Raw genomic sequence first — 16,584 nt, 5'->3', positions numbered from 1 at the left:
GATACCGATGCGGCTCTGGTAGAGGCCAACCTTGGTTGGCACCTACCAAAGCGTTGGTGGGTGCCAACCGTTGGTTGGTGCCGATGCTGCTCCGGTAGACGCCAACCTTGGTTGGCGGCCCGTGCCGACCAAGGTCGGCACCTACCAGAGCGGTTGCCTCCGCCATACCCACGCGGATGTCACATCCGTGCGCTAGTCTGTAGCCAGGTCGCAACAGGAGTCATCGCATGCATCGCGCCCGTCAGCATGCTGCCAGCCAGACCCGCGAGCGGCGCCATCGCCTCGCCCACGAAGCCGCCCGCCTGATGGCCGAAGGCGGCATCCGCGACTACCACCAGGCCAAGTTGAAGGCCGCCAGCCGGCTCGGCATCCACGACGATGCCTCCCTGCCCCGCAACACCGAGATCGAAGACGCCCTGCGCGAGTACCAGCGGCTGTTCTCCGGGCCCCAGCATGGCAACGAACTGCAGCGCCGCCGCGAAGCCGCCATGCGCGCACTGGAGTTCCTGCACGGCTTCGCCCCGCGCCTGGCTGGCCCGGTGCTGGAGGGCACCGCCGACGCCAACAGTCCCGTGCAGCTGCACCTGCACAGCGATGACCCGGAAGCCGTGCACCGCTTCCTGGACGAACACGGCATCCCCGCCGAATCGAGGACACGTCGCCTGCGCATGGATCGCGAGCGCAGCCTGGACGTGCCGGTGTGGGTGTTCAGTGCCGAAGAGCTGACCTTCGACCTGGCCGTGCTGCCCTATGACGCCCTGCGCCAGGCGCCGCTGTCACCGGTGGATGAGAAGCCGATGCGGCGCGCGTCGGTGGCGCAGTTGCGGCAAGTGCTGGCCGAGGCAGAGATCACCGCGTACGTCGGCGGGTGACGGTAGCTACGGTCTCTTGGTGGGTGCGGACCGTTGGTCCGCGCTCGCCTTTGGTAGGTGCGGACCGTTGGTCCGCACGGTCCTTCAGTCGTCCGGATACCTGACCGAAGAGCAGTCGAGCCTGGCTCAAGCCCGCCTACCGCAGCTCATGCGGCTCCTTGGCATCGCCGGTCAGCAGGCGTGCCAGCCACGGCGCACCCGCGCGCCGTGGGTACTCCACCATCATCCGGGCGTGCATGTCCTGCAGGTCAGCCAACAGCCAGGTCTGGTTGTAGACGTCGCCGAACGTGTCGGACCAGGCCGTCTGTATCCGCGCGCGCTCCCCCCCATTGAGGTTGGGCATCCTGTCCAGCGGCACCTCCAGCACCGGCGCCAGCGCCTCGTTGATGGCCGTGTTTTCCGCCTGGGCTGCGCGGAGCAGTGACAGCCGATGCTTCAGCTGCCAGCACGGGTACGGGAAGCAGCTGCCCGTGGCTTCGATGTACGACGCCATGTCGGCCAGCATGTGAGCTTTCAGCTGCCACACCATCGAACTGTCCAGCAGCTCCCGCACCCGCATCGTGCGCAGCGTACCGGCCCGGACTTCTTCCGGCGTGGTGAACGGCTCGCCGGGCGTGGTGCCGCCATGCTGCACCAGCACGATGCGATGGATCGCCTCGCCGGTGATGTTCTCCACGCGCAGCGCTGCCACCTCCGGGTGCACGCGCGGCGGCGGGACGCTCACCACCCGCCAGTGGTACCAGAGCACCAGCACCATGCCGGTCAGGCACAGCAGGGTGAACAGCACCCAGCTGTCCAGATTGCGGGTGTAGTAGAAGTACCGCGCCCGCCACAGATAGAACGTGCGGTAGCTGATGAACCGGCTTACCCATCGGTACATGGCCATCTCCTCGGCAAGGACCCCGGCGCGACGGGGTGAATTACGCGCGTCACGCCAGGGCTCCATGGCTTACCAGCCGATGCCCACACCGACGCCCATGCTGCGCTCACCGCTGTTGGTGAACGCCCCATTGAGGCTGAAGGTGGCTGAGCCCTTGTCGTTGAGCACGCGCTGGTAACCCACCGCCATGGCCGACTCGCCCTCGGCGTAGCCCACGCCCGCGCCAAGGCGGTTGTAGGTGGCCAGGCCGGCGGTGTTCATGGCCATGGCCGTCTGCGCGCTGCTCATTGCCGCCATGCGGTTGAAGCGCTTGTCCATCTTGTCCAGGCGGCGTTCGAAATTGCTGATCGCCCCATCGGTGTACTCGTTGGCGCGGGCCAGCATCTTCTCCAGATCGGCGGTGTCGACCTGCGGCGTGGGCGCGGGCGAATCGTCCTTCTTCGACTTCGGCTGCGGTGCAGGCGAAGCGCCCTCGCCTGCCGAAGCGACCTGCGGCGAACCGCTGGCTTCCGGGCTTGGCATGATCTCTTCGGTCGGCGCCGCCGATGCCTTGGCCATTGCACGCGCCTGCGGCTGGCCGTCCACGCGCTGCTCCAGGCCATCGATGCGACCGTTGAGCTGCTGCTGCGCGGCATGCAACTGGCCACCGTTGACCGCCTCGCGGCTGCCGGCGGCGATCAAGCCGTTGGCGACGTTGGAGATGACCATGCCGTTGGCACCCGCCAGGGTGAGCTGGGCGGTGCCGTCGCCGCGGATGGACGGAGATTCCTGGAACACCGAGCGGAGCTGGGTTTCCACGCGGTCGACACGGGAGCCGGTGGTGACTACGGCCGAGTCGAGCGTGGCGAGGGCTTCGTTGATGGTGTTCTGCTGCTGGCCCTGGACGTTGAAGCCAGGGATGGTGACGTTGCCGTTGGCGTCTATGTTGCCGCCGAGGGTGGACAGTGCGCCACGGAGCTGGCCGACGGTGGCGGCGTCGTTGGCGTTGCGGCCGTTGGCTACGTTGACGAGGCGGCGCTGGTATCTGCTATTTCCGAAGGATGCCGTGTCTGCCTCTGTGGCAACGGATCCCATGCCAATGGCGGCGGACCTGACCGCACCGACTTCTGTTCTAGTGACTGCGCCTAGCGCCACGCTATCAGAACCAGCCGCACGTGACCCTACACCGAGAGCGAATGCGCTATCTGCTCCCTCTTCGACCAAGGCCCCTCTCCCCAGAGCAACGGAATTCTTACCCAAAGCAATCGCAAAAGCGCCAACGGCTGTTCCCCCTTCACCGCCATGCTGAGGTGTGGCTTGCGCGGATTCACCAATCGCAACACCAAACGATCCAGCCTTGGCGTCCTCACTCAAATCGTCCCGACCGATTTTGAAGAATCGATGAGTCGATTCCACGCTCGCTATTCGCTCGTTGGTTACATACAGCTGACTGCCGTTAACTGCATCAGTACTGAAGGCAGATGAGATGTCCCCCGAATCAATCCCAGTCAGTCGCGATCCAGCGAAATCAATCGGCCCTCCTCGTTCATCATGTGCTTGCTGAAGAACATGCCTCACGCCTTTATCTGACATGCCCTTCATACGCTCGATCTCATCTCCGTTCCTAGCGATTTCCTGCTTGGCCGCGTACAGCTGACTACCAGTCACCGCATCACGACTCCCCGCATCAATACGCCCATCGGCGAGATTCGACAGAACCATGCCCTGCGCACCAGCCAGGTTCAATTGGCCGATTCCATTCTCATTGGTTGAAGGCGACTGTTGGAACGTTGCCCGCAGCTGGTTCTCGACACCATCGATGCGGCCGCCGGACCGGAGAACCGCGCCATCGAGTACATCCAAAGCATCGCCAACCGTATGTTGAACACCCCCCTGCACTCCATACGATGGTGAAACAATGTTGCCGTCTGGCCCCAGATCTGCGCCTCCGCCAAAAACGGTCACCGCATCACGTAGTTGAGCAACAGTGGTTGCATCGCTGGAGTTCACACCACGCCCTACGTTGACAACACGCCGCGTGAGATGAGAGTTGCCGACTGAAACGACATCTGAATCCTCAGCTATCGAACTGTTGCCCAATGCCACTGAATTCTCCGCTCCCGATTCAACCTGACTAAAAGAACCTAGAGCCGTTCCGCCTGCGGCATAGACATTCGAGCCGGTCCCAAGTGAAAATCCGTTCTGGGCCGCAGCGACAACGAGTGCGCCTCTGCCGAGGGCCACTGACCCCTGTCCACGGGCTCGTGCGAATGCACCAATTGCAGTAGCTCCGTCAGAATCAATTGCAGCTTCTGCAGAGTCACCAATGGCAACCCCTAACAAGCCCGCCTGCGCGAATTGACTTTCGCCATCAACACCAACTTGCACGAAACCCTTGGCAGTCTCGATTGCTGTCACTCGCTCATTGGTGCTAAACAACTGCCCACCATTCACCGCATCGGTACTGGCCGCCGAGCTCACATCTCCCGCCGCCACTCCCGATATGCGCGCACCTTCCATGTCCACAAGCAGGCGATCGGCACTGAACTTCACCACCCCATCCAGATCCGGATCAAAGTCGTCCACGTCCGTACGAAGCTGATCGATGTCGGCGCGGTTGGTCGCGACGCGCTGGTCCTGTGCCGCCAGGGTCTGGGTATGCGTTGCCAGCTGCTGGCCGTGCAGCACCAGTGACTGGCCCTGCGTGGAAACAGACTGGTTGGTGGCATGCAGCTGCTGTCCGGTCACGACATCGGTACTGGTACCGCTCAGCACGCCGTTGGCAACGTTGTTGACGCGCCGCTTCGCGCCGTCTTTGTTGGCCACATCCACCACGGAGCCAGCGTTGTCTGCGCCCAGGCGCACATTGCCCGTGGCCGATACCTGGCTGACCAGACCACTCAACGCTGTGGCCCTGCCCAGCGCGTTGTCTGCGGCGGTCTTGGCGCCGGTTGCCGCCGTCTGCGCGGCATTGGCCGCATTCTGCGCGGTGGTCACATTGGCATTGGTAGCGTTGAGCTGCTTGCCGGTCACGGCCTCGGTGCTGGACGTACTGAGCGCACCGTCAGCCAGATTGACCAGCTTGCGCTTGATGGCGCTGTTGCCAACGGAAATCTGATTGGCAGCGCTGGTCTGCGAACCATTGCCCAACGCCACCGAACCATTGTGCTGAGCCAGGGAGCGATCACCAATGGCCACGGCACTTTCGGCCGAGGCCCTGGCCAGATTGCCCATGGCCGTCGCGTAGAGGCCGCTTGCGTGGGTACCGCGCCCGAGTGCGGTGGAATGCCCGGCGCTGGCCTTGCTCTGATATCCGATCGCGGTCGCGTGAATCACATCCGCCGACGCCTCATGGCCAACGGCAATGGCACGATCACCTACCGCGCTGGCCTGCAACCCTGCCGCAACAGCACCGTTGCCGCTGCGTGACATTGCCCCCACCGACACGCCCCCATTGGCATTGGCAACACGGTTCCCGTCCTTGTCCACGCCAGACCTTGCGTCGTCACCCAGCGCGACGCTCTTGCCGTTGTAGCCCCTGGCGTTGCGTCCCACTGCGGTGCTGATGCCATAAGCATTGGACTCTGCAAGCGCACCGCCCCCCAACGCCAGCGCTTCTGCATTGAGTCGCCGGTTGACTGCATCAACACCGGCCTTTGCCTCAGCGGCCGTTGCCGCCGCGGTCGCCACCGATGCATTGGTCGTATGCAACTGGTTGCCGGTGATCGCGTCGGTACTGCCCGCCGCAATCACACCATCGGCGAGGTATTGGATCCTGCGCTTGTTGCTACTGTTACCCACCGACACCGTATTGGCGCTGGAGGTCACCGAGTTGGCGCCCAGTGCAACCGAATTTCCGTGCGTGACCGTTGCCCCGCGACCAAGCGCGGTCGTACCGCTGCTGCTTGTCTTGGCCTGATAGCCGATGGCAACGCCGTCATGCGTGGAACTGGCGCCCCCGCCCAAGGCGACGGCACCCGTCCAGCCGCTGGTGCCCGCGGAGGCGCCTGCACCGATGGCGATGCGGGAGATACCCGGGCCGGACGCTGTGCGTGCGCCCCCGCCCAACGCGATGGTATCGTCGCCATCAGCTGTTGAGCCAACGCCCATCGCTAGCGCACGGCTACCCACTGCCTGGGCAGCGTTGGCATTGGTCGCCGCAGTCCCCGTCGCCAGCAACTTCTGACTCTGGCTCACGCTGGCCAGCGCCTGCTGCGTAGCGTGCAGCTGCCTGCCGGTCACAACCTCGCTGCTGTTTGCGTCGACTGCACCGTCGGCAACGTATACGATTTTGCGCCGCATGCCGCCGTTACCGACCGACACCTGATTGTCGCCGTAGTCGTTGGAATCCGCCCCCAGCACGACGGAGTTGCGCCCGGCTGCGAGCGCGCCGCTCCCCAAGGCGACCGCGTTATGCGCATACGACTTCGCATCATTGCCCACCGCGACGCTGCCGAGCTCCCAGGCAACTGCCTTGTGCCCCAGCGCGGTCGCGTATTGCCCATTGGCATCGGCCCGATAGCCAAGTGCCACGCCGTAGCTGTTGGAGAAGGCCGATACACCGACCGCGACCGCCCTGTCACGGGCACCGGCGTACGAACCGAGCTGGACGAAATCGCTGTAGGCCAGCGGAAGCGCGTTCGCGCGGGAGAACGCTCGCCCGCTGGGAGCGGTGACGGCATCCTCGTGCACAAGCATGGCGCTTGTGTTGAACGGGCCAAAGGCAGCGTAGAGGGCATCTTCCGTCCACTCATCAGCGCCTGTTTCGAGATGGCCCGCAGTGGCTGCCATGACCGATGCCGGCAGCATGGCCAGCACCAGCGCCAGTCCGGGACCACGCGATGTGTGCCTGCGCGTGCCGCGCGCTGCCGCCAGTTCGCTTGCAACCACCCAGCATTGGCGGGCGGCGGACCAGAGTCGTCGATAGATCTTGTTCATGGGATTCTCCTTAACAAACGGAACAGAAGGAACCGCTGTGGCACCAAGCCACAGCGGCGAGATGCACTCAGAGCGCGACGTTGTGCACGTGCTCGCGATAGCCATCGCGGGTCAGCCGATAGCGCAGCTGCAGCGTGTGGCCCGGCTGCAGGGGAAATGGCAGTTCCAGCGCGCTGCCGGGGTACAGGCTGCGCGAGACGTCATGCGCGGTGCAGCGCGCGCCATCGCAGTCAGCGATGCTGGTGATGCCCACGCGTACCGTGCCGGTGTTGCGCAGCTGGTTTCCCTCCACCTGCACGTCCATCGTCGATTGCGCGGGCAGTACATTGACCAGCGCGCCCCATACCAGGCTGACGCCGACATTGGCCTGGGCCTTCTCACCCTCGCCTGCCGGGTCCGCACGTTCGGGGCCGCGCACGCCCTCGAAGTACACGCGGTATGCCGTTTCCTTTTCGACTGGCTGCAGCGGAATCACACGGATCAGCCGGTTGCCGCCACCGGCCAGGGCGAACTTTCCCGGCGTGATGGCGATGGCGGCCTCATTCGGCTCCACCTCAACCTCCTGTTCACCTGCCCCCGCCGGGTCGACGATGCGCTTGATCGATGCCTGCACGTACTGCGGTTGGGTGGACTGCGAGTAGATGCGTATCTGTGCGCCTTTCTTCGCGTCTACCGACGTACGCATGGGGTGCACGGTGAGATTGGCATGGGCAGGCAACGCCATCAGCAGTGACAGCGGCAGCAAGCAGCGGACTAGGGGTTTCATCGGGGACTCCATGTGGGGTTCAGGGCGTGACAGTGGGAACACGCAGTTCCACCTTGAGATCGCCGCTGTAGTAGCCGGGGCGCTTGGTGCTGACCGGCACGCGTGGTGTTTCCAGCGTCAATGGCGTAGGCACGCAGAACACCGGCTGCGTCATGCCGGGCAGCAACACCAGCCGCAGTCGTGCGCTGTCGATGCCATGCAGCAGCTGCTCCACACCATTGCGCATGGGCAAGGCGCTACCGTTGTGATCCAGGGTGACGGTGTAGTCCACGCGCTGGCTGGCATCACTGCCGCCATCGACGTGCCATACCGAGTAGCCCGAGGGCCCGGGAGGTTGCGCGCCGCTGTCACGCACGGTGACGCCGAGGTAGCTGCTCTGCGAGCCAAGCCCGTCGTACAGGCACATGTCGAGCTGGGTACGACCGCCGATGGTCTGCGCGATGGGGTCGTACTGCAGGTTCAGACCGAAGTGCGGGGTGACCTGATCGAAAAGCGGGAAGTAGATGGAGACCGCGTTGTGGTCGGTGATGGTGAAGTCGAATGTGAAAGTGTTGACCGCAACGATTAACGATGCGGGATCCGTCCTCAAGTTCAGGATCAACTTACCGCTCCAATTGCCAGCGACAAGTTGATCGAGTTCCTTCACGGGAAGCAGCAGCTCCACCGATGTTCCTATCGCTTTCTCACCTCCACATTCCTCCTGTCGTGAGGTCCAGACAGGTCTCTTCTCACTTAGCCAGAAATCGAGCCCGCATGCTCTCTCCCCCAACGCGCGACTCAGCGATGCCATGACGCGCACGTCTGTAGCAAGACCGCTACGCTTCTCCACTACTCGCAACAAGATTGGCATCGAACCGCTTGCCAAGCGTTCAGTTCCAACTACCGGGCACAGGCCCGTGCTCGAATTCGATTCCGATTCGCATGTCAGATGAATTCGACCGTATTGCAGACCCTCATCTCTGCTGTAACCAAGCACAGTCCTCGGCGCCCACAACTCGATATCTCCCGGCATCGCAGAGCGATCCCAGCTCATCACGATGTCGCGGTGTTCACTCGACGGATGCGTCTCCGGCGGCCTCTGCGCCTTCGCCCTCGGCACCAACAGCACCAGCCCACACAACACCGCCATCACCCACCACAACCGACGGCTCACTTCGCACCTCCCGCTGCTGCGGTCTGTGGCGTGGAGGCGATCAGCGCCTGCTCCTGCAGCAGCCGAGTCACTCGTGCCTGGTGGCGGATGTCGGCCGGCAGCTGGGCCACGGCCAGCGGCTCGCACTGCACGGCGCCTACCAGCATCACCACGCTGCGGCGCTCGCGCACCTGCAGCGGGCAGTGCAGCAACCGGTCGTCCTGCAGCAGGTACAGGGTCTTCTCGCGTCGTGGGAAGTCGGCCACGAAACCTCCATTGCTGCCGGTGCCGGGCACCGGCGCGTTGAGAATGCGGGCACCGCGCAGCGGTGCGCCGGCGATGTCCTGGGCGTTGCCGATGAAGGTGTAGGTCACTTCAATCGGCACCGGCATGCGCACCAGCCGGCCCGGTGGCAGGAACAACGGACGCGCGCCGCCCACACCGCTCACGCGCACGGCGGCGATGCTGTCCAGGGCGCTGGCGTCCTGCACTTCAGCGCGGTGTGACTGGTAGGCGGAAATCGGTAGCAGCCGGCGCTCGCCCAGCTTCAGTCGCTGTCGACGCAGCCCGCCCACCTGCAGCTCGGCGGCAACGCCGCTCAGGTCCAGGTCGTCGGTGTCATCCACCTGCACCGCCAGCCCCGCGTCGGCGCCAACGCCAGCGCCCCAGTACACGCCGCGCTTGCCGATGGCCAGGCCGGAACTGTGCGTGGCGCTGTATGCCACTTCGTTGCCACCCTGGTGCTGGTAGCGCGACACCGTGGCACCGGTCTGGCCGATGCGGTTCTGCAGCTGGGTACTCAGCGTGGCGCTGTAGCGCTCGTTGTTGTTGCCGCGCAGTTCGCCCGATACCTCGCGGTACTGATCCTCGTATTCCTGGCGCAGCGTCTGCCCGGCGCTGTAGTTGATGTCCGGCCGCGCATGCTGTGGTTGCCGCACGTCCACGCCATAGCGTCGCTGCGAACTGCCGCGGTCATCGTGCTGCAGGCGGTTGAGGCTGAAATTGAGGTAGACGCCGCGGTCACGTCCATCGCGCAGTCCACCGCCGCTGGTCTGCTGCCACACGCCGATGCGGCTGGAGACACTGAACTCGCCCCAGCGCTGGCTGCGGCTGTAGCTGGCCTGCCAGGTGCGGCTGAGCTGCGGCATGCGCGTGGGCTGTGGCATCCACGGCGGCAGCAGCGGGTCAAGCCCGGCCAGCGGATCATCATCCAGCCCCGGCCGCACGGTGCCTGCACGCCAGGTCTGGCGGCGCGTATAGGCCACGTAGGCGTTGCCGCCGGCCACCGGCAGCGCCATCGAGGCGCTGAGCGAATCGGCGCAGCCGAGCCGGTCGCGCGCGTCATCCTCGAACTGGCAGGCACGGCCGCGCATGCGCTGGTGGTACACATTCCACGAAGCACGGCGACGGTAGGAAAGCTGATGCTGCTGGCCACGGCTGCCATCGCTGCCGTGCATGCCACTGAAGGTAGCGCGGACTTCCTGGGTGGCAAACACATGGCGCAGGTACACCCGCAGTTCGCCGTAGCTGAAACCGCCCAGATCGGCGATGCCAGCGGTCATGGCCACGTTGCGCCCCATCGGCACGCGCAGGCCGCCCATGGCCGCCAGTTCGTCGTCGAAGCGGTCGCTGCGGCGCTCGTTGCGGCGGCCGCCCTGCAAGAACCACTGCACGCTGCTGTCGGTCCAGTCACCGCCCTTGTCGAACGGCGCGTCCTCGTTGCGTACCAGCACGCCGTCTTCGTAGATGCGCAGGCTGACGGTGTAGTTGCCCATGGGGAACCGGCGCGTATCGAGCTGGTTGATGCCTGCCTGCAGGTAGAAGGTCTGCAACAGGCGCTCGCCATCGAACGCATCCACACGCGCATCGCGCGCCAGCAGCACGGTGAGCGGCGTGGCCTGCACGGCGGCGGCGGAGTCCACGTAGGCCTGCGTGGTGCCCAGCCGCAGGCCCTGGAAGCGATCCATCGGCAGCATGCTGAAACTGAAGGTGCCGCCCTGCGGGCTGCTCAGGTTGCGGCGGTCCATGCGCCCGGCCTGCAGGTAGTGCTGCTGGCCCAGGTCATGGCGGTAGTAGGCGTTGTCGAGCTGGAAACGGCGGCTGGCAAGACCGCCGCGGTAGTGCTGCTGGCTGAAGGTCCAGTCGGCGGACAGGTGCCCGCGCTGGAACACGCCCAGTGCACCCATGCCCTGCGCGGCCAGCGCCTGGTAGCCGCGGCCACCGCTGACATTGAAGGTGTGCTGGTGCAGGAAGGCGTTCTCGGCATTGGCACTGACCTGGTGGTAGCGCTCGGCGGCCGGCTCGCCGGGGATCCATTGGCGGGCGACAAACAGGCGCACAGCGCCCTCGCCTTCGTCATACAGCGCGCGCACGGCAGTGGGCTCCTGGGGAGGATCGATGTACCCGCAACCGGCACTGGCACCGCCGTAACGGCATGCCAGATGACTGTTGCGCGGCAGCGGCTTCGACAACGCCGGCAGCAGCGCTGCCTGCGCTTCGGCGGACAGCTGCAATGCCTGCAGCGCCTCGGCCGGGGTTTCCAGCTGCACGTGTTCCAGGGTCACGCGCACCGGCACCAGCCCGGTCGAACGACCGAACAGACGGATCTCCAGTTGTTCGGTCTGGCCTTCGACCAGATCCTCGAAACCGGCGGGAACGCCGCGCGCCGCGACCAGGGGTGTGGCCAGCGACAGGGCGAGCGCGACCGCCAGCCGGGTGACGGCGGGTGCGGGAGCATTCATGGGGATTACCGGAAGCAGCCGGCCCGGCAAGCGGGCCGGCGCGGGTGCCTTACGGGCTGGTGGTCTTCTGCTGCATGGCGATGGTGACGATGCCTTCGTAGCGGCCACCGCGGGTGATCGGCGCCGGGCTGGTCTGCGCGATACGCAGCGCCATCGGGATCGACGCACCGGGCATGGCGCCATCGAACAGATCGGATGCAGTGAAATCCTGCGCCGCCACGGTCAGCGCCCTGCCGTTGAGGCTGACGGTCAGCGGCACCGGCGTACCGCCACCATCGGTGTTGAGCAGCTGCGGGGTGCTGCCAACACGCACTTCGATGTCCTTGCTTTCATCGTTGGAGTAGATGCGCACCTGCTGCGACCAGGGCACCAGGCCACTGACCGGGTTGTGGACCATGTTGACCACCGAATCCAGCGCCATGCCATCGGCCTTGAGCAGGGCCAGGGTCGGATCGACGTTGGCCCAGACCTTGATGTCGGCGTCAAATGCATTGGCGGACAGCGAAACGGTAGCCAGCGCTGCAGCGAGCGCGGCCTTCTTCAGGATGGAGTTCATGGTGTCTCTCTCGGACGGTGGGATATGAGGCCTCCAGTGCGGAGGCATCACCCGCCTGCGTGGGGGCGGGCGACGGAGAGAATGGTAGGCAGCGCCCTACCCTGCGGCCATTCAAGCTTTCCTAAATAGATGCGTGTTAAGGAGATTCCTTGAAGGCGTTCAATGTTTGAGGGCTATGCAATTGTCCTCACCAGTCCTTTGCAACAACCCTCATTGCACTGACGCCAAAATGCATCAGGCCGCCTTTCGGCGGCCTGATGCGATGAACGGTGCGGTGCCTAGAAGAAGATCGCGTACAGGATCAACAGCGGAATCGGCACACCCAGGAACCAGAGCAGAAGCGTTTTCATGGCAGGTCTCCTTGCATCAGATGGGGTTACAGGTCGCGGCGACGGCCGCCCCAGGTGGCGCTGAGGCTGGCGAAGAACGCGCCGATCAGCAGGGTGATGAACAGCCACAGTGCGGCATAGGCCGTGGCCTTGCGCGCATCGTCGGCAGCTTGCTTGGCGGTGTTCTTGGCCTTTTCCAGCGCAGCACGCATGCGGGTCTGCACGTCGGTCACACGGGCCTGCGCTTCAGCCTGGCTCATGCCCGTCTCGCGCGCGATCAGCTGCGACAGGTACTGGGTATCGGCCGGATCCAGGCCATCGCCCTGCAGACTGTTGACGATGATGCGGTTCACTTCGGCACGGAGTTCGCGGCGGTCACCCATCGGGCCATTGCCCAACATCGGGCGCGGCGGCGGGGCCGTGCGGGCGTCACGTGGGCCGACGCTGGCGACCGGGGAAGGCGTGGCCGGGCCCATGGGCGGCACGCCCGGCGTAGCGTCGGCGGCGCCCGGGGCCGGCGGCGCGCTCGCAGCTGCGGGGTCTGCATGGGTGGCGTTGCGGAACAGCGAGTCCACCCAATAGTTGAGGTCGCCTTCCGGTGCGGCCGCAGCGGCGCTACCGGCACCCGCGGCGGCAACGCCGGCCGTGGATGCAGCGGCGCCTGCAGTGGCGCCGGCAACCTTTGCGCCAGCGCCCAGCACGCCACCGATGGCCGAGGTCAACAGGCCAGCAGTGAGCAGGGTGGCCACGGCCCAGGACACGAAGCCGTGCGCGGTATCGCGGAAGTAGGTTTCATCGCCGTGGATCTGCGTCCACTTGGTGCGCAGGCGACCGGCCAGATAACCGCCCAGGCCGGAAGCGGCCAGCGCGGTGAAGGTGAGCCAGATGATGCTGGACCAGCCGAAGGTTTCCTTGCTGACGCCTTCGAACGACCACGGTGACACCGATGACAGACCAAGGCCCACGCCGAGAATCAGCAGGATGAGGGAGAGTGCAGCGGCAGCGGCGGCGCCGGCGAAGATCGCGCCCCAGGACACGGCGCTTTCGCTGGGAGGGGCGACGATGGGGGCGGTGACGACAGTGGCGACGTCTGGGCCGAGCGGGCCGCGCTCGGGTGGGTCGAATCGGGTACTCATCGGGATGGATGCTCCATTTCAGGTGCTGCGGATGCAGTTGGTGTCCTGAGGCTGCGCGAGCGGTTGTGAAGCTGGCGAGACCCTTGAATCACGCGGTCTTGGCGCGGTGAAGCGCGTGCCAACCAAGGTTGGCACCTACCGAAGGCGGATGCGGTGGTAGATCCACGCCATGCGTGGATGATTTTTCGCGGGCGCCGAAATCGTGCGGACCAACGGTCCGCACCTACCAGGTCCGCGCAAAAAAAAACGCCCCGCGGATGCGGGGCGTTTCATCACGAACTACGGCAGGAGATCAGCCCTGGTAGTCGCGCACGTCGCTGCCGGTGTAGACCTGGCGCGGACGGCCGATCTTCATTTCCGGGTCGACCTGCTGTTCCAGCCAATGCGAGACCCAGCCGGAGGTGCGGCCGAGGGCGAACATGACGGTGAACATCTCGGTCGGGATCTGCAGCGCCTTGTAGATGATGCCGCTGTAGAAATCGACGTTCGGGTACAGCTTGCGGGCGACGAAGTACTCGTCCTGGAGCGCGGCCTGTTCCAGCTTCACGGCCACGTCCAGCAGCGGATCCTGCACGCCCAGCTGCTTGAGCACCTTGCTGGTCATCTCGCCGATGACCTTGGCGCGCGGATCGAAGTTCTTGTAGACGCGGTGGCCGAAGCCCATCAGGCGGAAGCCGGAGGTCTTGTCCTTGGCCTTGACCACGGCGGACTCGACGTTGTCGGCGCTGCCGATCTCTTCCAGCATCTTCAGCACGGCTTCGTTGGCACCGCCGTGGGCCGGACCCCACAGCGCGGTGACGCCAGCGGCGACCGACGCGTACGGGTTGGCACCGGTCGAACCGACCAGGCGCACGGTCGAGGTCGAGGCGTTCTGCTCGTGGTCGGCGTGCAGGATGAACAGCAGGTCCAGCGCCTTGACCACGTCCGGGTTCAGATCGTACTGGCCGTCAGCCGACTCGAAGGTCTGCTTCAGGAAGCGGCTGACGTAGTCCAGCGAGGTGTCCGGCTTGTTGGCGGGCAGGCCCTTGCCATGGCGGTAGATCAGCGCCGACAGGGTCGGCACCTTGGCGATCAGGCGCACGGCGGCCTGGCGGCGCTGTTCGGCGTCGGACAGGTCCAGCGAGTCGTGGTAGATGGCCGACAGCTGCGCGATCGCAGCAGCCAGTATGGCCATCGGGTGGGCGTCCTTGGCGAAGCTGCCGATCAGGGTGTTGATCGAGTCGTCGACATTGGCTTCGGCAGTCAGCTCATCGGTGAAGGCCTTCAGCTGCTCGGCGCTCGGGCGCTCGCCGTTGATCAGCAGGTAGGCCACTTCGACGTAGCTCGACTTTTCCGACAGCTGCTCGATCGGGTAGCCGCGATACAGCAGCACGCCCTTGTCGCCGTCGATGTAAGTGATGGCGGATTTGCAGCTGGCCGTCGCGGTGAAGCCGGAATCGTAGGTGAAAAACCCCGTTTCCTTGGTCAGCTTCGCGATGTCGACGCAGTCGTTGCCAAGGGTGGGTTTGATGACGGGCAGAACGACGGACTTATCGCCGGCGTTGAGCGTGACCTGATCAAGATCGGACACTGTGTGCGCTCCTTCATGGGAAGGCGCCTGCCCAAGCGCATTGGTCAGGCACGTGAATGACGTCCTCGGCCTGTGCCGGGGATCATGCCATTATCGCACAGCAGCATTTGCCCGGCGCTAGACAGAAGTCGTAGACGGCAGGCGGCCAGAACCCGGCCAGCAAGCGGCCCGGATCGGCAAAAGCGTTGTCACACGAACGCAGTGTTCTGTCCATCCAAACGCCCGTTGGGTTGGCGTTGGGGAAAAACAAACGGCCGCGCAGAGCGCGGCCGTCGGTTCGAAGCTGGATCGACAGATCAGCGCGCGTAGCGCTTCTGGAACTTGTCGATGCGGCCCGAGGTGTCGATGACCTTGTGCTTGCCCGTGTAGAACGGGTGCGAAGCCGAGGAAATTTCAACCTTGACCAGCGGGTATTCGTTGCCGTCTTCCCACTGGATGGTTTCCTTCGTCGCCATGGTGGAGCGGGTCAGGATCTTGAAATCGGAGGTGACGTCATGGAAGACGACGTCGCGGTAGTTCGGATGGATATCGGCCTTCATGGGCTCACACCGTAAATGGGCTGGTGGTCAAGAGCGGCATTATAAGCACCGGTTGCCGCTCGGGGCAACCGGTGCCGGGCAACGGACGTCAGTCCGCGCCCAGGGCCTGGCGCACCAGGGCTTCGAAACGCCCTTGGTCGTAGGCCATCAGCAGATCGCAGTTGTCCGGCTGGCCGGTCTGGCGGTTCCAGTCGACGATGGTGGCGCCGCGGCTGAACGTGCCGTTCAGCTCAACGTTCAGCGGACGCGACTCGACCCGCAGCTGCCCTTCCGGGTTCAGTGCCCAGGCCATGGCCACCGCGTCGGCGGTGTACCAGCGCCCGCCCTTGCTGTCCTCGGACAGGCCACGAGTCTTGCGCGAGATCAGCTCGTAGAAGCGGGCGCGATCGGAATCGGCCTGCAGCCATTTCTCGGCTTCTTCCAGCGGCAGGCCGTGGGCGACGGTGGCCTCCCAGTCCGACACCAGCAGATGCTTGAACGAGGTGAACACCACATGCGCCGCTTCCGGATCGAAGGCGATGTTGAATTCGGCCGCCGGGGTGATGTTGCCGTGGCAGGTGACCGCGCCGCCCATCACCACGATGCGCTTGATGCGCTGGGGCAGGGTCGGGTCCAGCTTCAGTGCCAGCGCGAGGTTGGTCAGCGGGCCCAGCATCACCAGCATCAGTTCGCCGGCATGCGCGTGCGACAGGCGCAGGATGGCCAGCGCAGCATGCTCGGCTTCGGCCTGGCGGCTCGGCGGCGGCAGGTCCACGTCGCCATAGCCATCACGGCCATGCACGTGGGCAGCATCAACGGAAGGATGCAGCAGCGGATCCGGGCTGCCGGCAAACACCGGCACGTCGGTGCGGCCGACGATGTCGCAGAGCTTGAGGGCGTTGCGGACCGTGTACTGCAGGCCGACATTGCCGGCGGCGATGGTCAGGGCGACCACGTCATGCCGTTCATCGGCAAAGGCCATCAGCAGGGCCAGGGCGTCGTCCACACCGGGATCGGTGTCGATCAACAGGGGGATCTTGTGGGTCATCGTTGCCGTCTTCAGATCGGCAACGAAGTGTGGACCGGGATGATGACCGTTGCAAGTATGGGGGGTTCGGCAGGGCTGCGCCCTGCACCCGCGGTAGTGCCGGCCGCTGGCCGGCAACT

The 16,584-nt window shown here is 65.1% G+C and carries 11 protein-coding genes; 1 reads left to right on the top strand and 10 read right to left on the bottom strand.

Annotated features, from left to right (window positions below):
* Positions 1-227: 227 nt before the first annotated feature.
* On the top strand, positions 228-872 hold the full coding sequence (locus AC5JLE_RS12870; protein ID WP_164110378.1) for a hypothetical protein: 645 nt from the start codon (positions 228-230) through the stop codon (positions 870-872).
* A gap of 136 nt (positions 873-1,008) precedes the next feature.
* Here the strand turns inward: AC5JLE_RS12870 and AC5JLE_RS12865 are convergent, their stop codons facing one another.
* The 10 genes from AC5JLE_RS12865 to AC5JLE_RS12820 all read right to left on the bottom strand — a co-directional run bounded on the left by AC5JLE_RS12865 (position 1,009) and on the right by AC5JLE_RS12820 (position 16,465).
* Positions 1,009-1,752 (bottom strand): hypothetical protein, encoded by a 744-nt coding sequence (locus AC5JLE_RS12865; RefSeq protein ID WP_164110380.1) that lies wholly within the window; start codon positions 1,750-1,752, stop codon positions 1,009-1,011.
* A 69-nt stretch (positions 1,753-1,821) separates the two neighbouring features.
* Positions 1,822-6,669 (bottom strand): ESPR-type extended signal peptide-containing protein, encoded by a 4,848-nt coding sequence (locus AC5JLE_RS12860; protein ID WP_496065342.1) that lies wholly within the window; start codon positions 6,667-6,669, stop codon positions 1,822-1,824.
* A 67-nt stretch (positions 6,670-6,736) separates the two neighbouring features.
* The gene (locus tag AC5JLE_RS12855) at positions 6,737-7,435 is read right to left on the bottom strand and encodes a pilus assembly protein (protein WP_105164584.1); all 699 of its coding nucleotides are present in this window, start codon (positions 7,433-7,435) and stop codon (positions 6,737-6,739) included.
* A 19-nt stretch (positions 7,436-7,454) separates the two neighbouring features.
* Positions 7,455-8,564: a CblD like pilus biogenesis initiator family protein gene (locus tag AC5JLE_RS12850; protein WP_496065350.1), complete on the bottom strand. Its 1,110-nt coding sequence runs from the start codon at positions 8,562-8,564 to the stop codon at positions 7,455-7,457.
* A gap of 20 nt (positions 8,565-8,584) precedes the next feature.
* Positions 8,585-11,308, bottom strand: a complete 2,724-nt coding sequence (locus AC5JLE_RS12845) for a TcfC E-set like domain-containing protein (RefSeq protein WP_496065341.1) — start codon at positions 11,306-11,308, stop codon at positions 8,585-8,587.
* Between the two features lie 49 nt (positions 11,309-11,357).
* The gene (locus AC5JLE_RS12840) at positions 11,358-11,864 is read right to left on the bottom strand and encodes a CS1 type fimbrial major subunit (RefSeq protein ID WP_496065340.1); all 507 of its coding nucleotides are present in this window, start codon (positions 11,862-11,864) and stop codon (positions 11,358-11,360) included.
* Between the two features lie 376 nt (positions 11,865-12,240).
* The gene (locus AC5JLE_RS12835) at positions 12,241-13,329 is read right to left on the bottom strand and encodes a hypothetical protein (protein WP_197561502.1); all 1,089 of its coding nucleotides are present in this window, start codon (positions 13,327-13,329) and stop codon (positions 12,241-12,243) included.
* Positions 13,330-13,621: 292 nt separating this feature from the next.
* The gene (locus tag AC5JLE_RS12830) at positions 13,622-14,899 is read right to left on the bottom strand and encodes a citrate synthase (protein ID WP_014038331.1); all 1,278 of its coding nucleotides are present in this window, start codon (positions 14,897-14,899) and stop codon (positions 13,622-13,624) included.
* A gap of 296 nt (positions 14,900-15,195) precedes the next feature.
* Positions 15,196-15,438 carry a type B 50S ribosomal protein L31 gene (locus tag AC5JLE_RS12825; protein ID WP_005410871.1) on the bottom strand — a complete coding sequence of 81 codons (243 nt, stop codon included), beginning with the start codon at positions 15,436-15,438 and terminating at the stop codon, positions 15,196-15,198.
* Positions 15,439-15,526: 88 nt separating this feature from the next.
* The gene (locus AC5JLE_RS12820) at positions 15,527-16,465 is read right to left on the bottom strand and encodes a nucleoside hydrolase (RefSeq protein WP_496065339.1); all 939 of its coding nucleotides are present in this window, start codon (positions 16,463-16,465) and stop codon (positions 15,527-15,529) included.
* Positions 16,466-16,584: the final 119 nt, after the last annotated feature.

It is taken from the genome of Stenotrophomonas sp., from assembly GCF_059505245.1.
Note: the sequence above shows the minus strand (reverse complement) of the source record. Positions and strands in the feature narration are given on the sequence as shown.

What these genes read in the sequence shown, in the direction of transcription:
- AC5JLE_RS12870 (WP_164110378.1), top strand. Translation starts at nt 228, where the DNA reads ATGCATCGCGCCCGTCAGCATGCTGCCAGCCAGACCCGCGAGCGGCGC.
- AC5JLE_RS12850 (WP_496065350.1), bottom strand. Translation starts at nt 8,564, where the DNA reads ATGGCGGTGTTGTGTGGGCTGGTGCTGTTGGTGCCGAGGGCGAAGGCG.
- AC5JLE_RS12860 (WP_496065342.1), bottom strand. Translation starts at nt 6,669, where the DNA reads ATGAACAAGATCTATCGACGACTCTGGTCCGCCGCCCGCCAATGCTGG.
- AC5JLE_RS12840 (WP_496065340.1), bottom strand. Translation starts at nt 11,864, where the DNA reads ATGAACTCCATCCTGAAGAAGGCCGCGCTCGCTGCAGCGCTGGCTACC.
- AC5JLE_RS12825 (WP_005410871.1), bottom strand. Translation starts at nt 15,438, where the DNA reads ATGAAGGCCGATATCCATCCGAACTACCGCGACGTCGTCTTCCATGAC.
- AC5JLE_RS12835 (WP_197561502.1), bottom strand. Translation starts at nt 13,329, where the DNA reads ATGAGTACCCGATTCGACCCACCCGAGCGCGGCCCGCTCGGCCCAGAC.
- AC5JLE_RS12845 (WP_496065341.1), bottom strand. Translation starts at nt 11,308, where the DNA reads ATGAATGCTCCCGCACCCGCCGTCACCCGGCTGGCGGTCGCGCTCGCC.
- AC5JLE_RS12865 (WP_164110380.1), bottom strand. Translation starts at nt 1,752, where the DNA reads ATGTACCGATGGGTAAGCCGGTTCATCAGCTACCGCACGTTCTATCTG.
- AC5JLE_RS12855 (WP_105164584.1), bottom strand. Translation starts at nt 7,435, where the DNA reads ATGAAACCCCTAGTCCGCTGCTTGCTGCCGCTGTCACTGCTGATGGCG.
- AC5JLE_RS12820 (WP_496065339.1), bottom strand. Translation starts at nt 16,465, where the DNA reads ATGACCCACAAGATCCCCCTGTTGATCGACACCGATCCCGGTGTGGAC.